We start from the raw sequence: 2,511 nt of genomic DNA on the forward strand, positions 1-2,511 counted from the left end.
CCGGGGTCGGCCCGGGGTCGGGCCGGGGTCGGCGAGGGGACGGGTCAGCGCAGAGTGACCTGACGACTGCGCAGGCCGTCGCGCGAGCGCCGCTCGGCGGCGGTGAGCGGCGCGTCGACCGCCAAGGCATCGGCGAGCCGGGCACCGAACTCGGCGGTCGGGGCGACCCACTCGTTGGGGTGCCGCTCGGGGTCGAGATCGAACACCGGCACGAGCAGGCCGTGGGTGCGGAACGACCCGGCGAACCGCGAGCCCTCCCCCAGGTGCAGTCCGCCCGCGGCGTGCACCCGCGACAACGCGGACATCAGGGTGTCCTCGTCCTCCGGACGCACCCAGCGCAGGTGCGCCTTCTCACCGGCATCCACCCACCAGGCGGCGACGACGCCCTCGCCCTCGAGCCGTGCGGACGGCATGATCGCGTCGTTGGCGTGCTTGACGGTGTGCGCGACGTCGGGTGAGACCTCGACGCCCTCGGGGATCCACCAGTCGAAGTCCTGGTGCACGGTGATCTCCGGGACGACGTCGACGTCGATCAGATCGTGCAGGCGCGGCTCGTCCGGTCCGGGTTCGGCGACGGCGAGCGACGACCCGGCCTCCGCCTCCCGGGCCCACGCGATCGCGGCGCCGAGCTCGGCGGCCGGGTCGGGGCCGGCGGCGGCGAGCTGCAGCCCGACGTACGCGGTGGTTTCGTCGCCCTCCTCGCGGGCGAGCGCGGCGACGGCGCCGGGCAGCACGGTGGCCGCGCGGACGGCCCGGCCGGGCGTGGTCAACGGCAGCGTGAACACCGCCGACGGAACGAACTCGCGCAGGGCCACCAGGTCGCACTCGAGGGCGAGACCCTCGAACGGCCGGGTGACCGTGGCAGCCTCGGCCTCCCGGGCGAGCCGGCGCTGCTCGAGCTTCGCGGCACGGTTGCTGCCGGGCTTGGGTCCGCTGTTTCTCTTACTCTTCTTGGCCACGGCGCAAAACTACACGCCGCGCGAAGCGCCGAGCAGAAGCTTGGTGCGCCCCGGATGATTGGTGGCCACCCAGCCGACGCCGAGGTCGCGGCACAGTTCGACGTCGGCGGGATCGTCGACGGTCCAGCAGTAGGTGGCGCGGCCCGCGGCAGCCGCCTTGTCGACGAGCTCGGGGTGCTGGCGCAGCGTGAGGATCGAGGGGCCGATCGCGGTGGCCCCGACGGTGGTGGCGGCGCTGCCCCCGAGATAGCGGGAGGTGTCGCCGAGGAGCACCGTCGGCAGCAGCGGCGCCGACCGCCGCACCCGCCACACCGCGGCGGCCGAGAACGACATCACGACGACGCGGGAGAAGTCCGCGGAGGCGGGGGTGGCGAGCCGGAAGCGGGCCAGCTCGGCGAGGAGTTTGGCCTCGACGAGCCCGCCGTAGCGCACGGGGTGCTTGGTCTCGACGAACAGCTTGACGGGCCGGCTGGTCCAGTCGAGGGTCAGCTCGATCAGCTGCCGCAGCGTCAGCAGGCGCGCCGGCTCGCCGGGGGTGCCGTAGTCGAGCTCCCCGAGCTGGGCGAGGGTCATCTCGCTGACCAGGCCGCTGCCGGTGGAGGTCCGGTCGACGGTGCGGTCGTGGATGCACACGAGATGCCCGTCGCGGGTGAGCCGCACGTCGCATTCGAGGCCGTCGGCGCCTTCCTGCAGCGCGAGTTCGTAGGCGGCGAGGGTGTGCTCGGCCCTGGCGGCGGAGGCCCCGCGGTGCGCGACGACGCGGGGTTCGCCGGCCGCCGTCACGAGGCCACCGCCTCGTCGGTGCGCGCGCCGACCGGTTCGATCGGCGCGATGGGTTCGTACTTGGGGCCGGTCGCCACGGTGCGGCGGGGCAGGCGGCGGGGGCGGCCCCGCAGGTCCTCGTCGTCGAACAGCCGCACCACATGCAGTGCCGCGACGGCGACGGCCGCGGCGAGGGTGGCGGTCACCGCGGCGAGCAGCACCCCGTCGGCCTGCGCCTGCAGGGTGTCCCTCTGCCGCCACAGCACGTTGACGACGAACAGCACGCCGCCGAGCGCCCACAGCACCCACCACGTGCGCACGGCTCGCCGTAGCCGCGGGTCGTCGGGACCGGTGATCTCGGTGAGGAAGACGCCGGGCATCGCGAGGTTCACGCCGGGCACGAGGCACCCGAGCAGCAGCGAGATCCGGCCGCGCGGGTCGGCGGCACCGCGGGCGGCGAACAGCCGTCGCCGCACGCGGATCAGCCGCAGCGTCGCCGCGACCCCGGCGGCGAGGGCGACGGCAGGGCCGCACAACTGGGTGGCCCACACCAGGGCGTCGGACGCCGCGAGAGCGAGCGGGTCGACGAGGCGCGTGCGGTTGTACAGCAGCAGCCCGTAGCGGACGGCCTCTGCGACGGCGGCGAGGCCGAATACGACGGCGGTTCCGGCGAGCAGGGTCGGGGCGAGATCCGCGAGGGTTTCCTCACGCGACGGGGTCGACGGCTCGCCGGCCGGGCGAGGATCGGCAAGGCCCCAGCGCGGCACCTCGTGGTAGCGCGGAGCCGGGC

At 74.8% G+C, this 2,511-nt stretch carries 3 protein-coding genes; all 3 read right to left on the reverse strand.

Translation table 11 applies throughout. The features are described 5' to 3' along the window. Window positions 1-44: 44 nt before the first annotated feature. Window positions 45-959 carry a DUF5926 family protein gene (locus tag CQZ88_RS10695; protein ID WP_006944642.1) on the reverse strand — a complete coding sequence of 305 codons (915 nt, stop codon included), beginning with the start codon at window positions 957-959 and terminating at the stop codon, window positions 45-47. A 9-nt stretch (window positions 960-968) separates the two neighbouring features. After that, complete coding sequence (locus CQZ88_RS10700; RefSeq protein ID WP_065923220.1) at window positions 969-1,742, reverse strand: glycerophosphodiester phosphodiesterase; 774 nt, start codon at window positions 1,740-1,742, stop codon at window positions 969-971. Beyond that, window positions 1,739-2,511: DUF4328 domain-containing protein (locus CQZ88_RS10705; protein ID WP_258008549.1), on the reverse strand; the 773-nt coding region annotated here is incomplete at its 5' end. The genes CQZ88_RS10705 and CQZ88_RS10700, both read right to left, overlap by 4 nt.

Origin of the sequence: Rhodococcus sp. ENV425 (assembly GCF_002887785.1) — a bacterium.
In the GTDB taxonomy this organism is placed as follows: domain Bacteria; phylum Actinomycetota; class Actinomycetes; order Mycobacteriales; family Mycobacteriaceae; genus Rhodococcus; species Rhodococcus aetherivorans.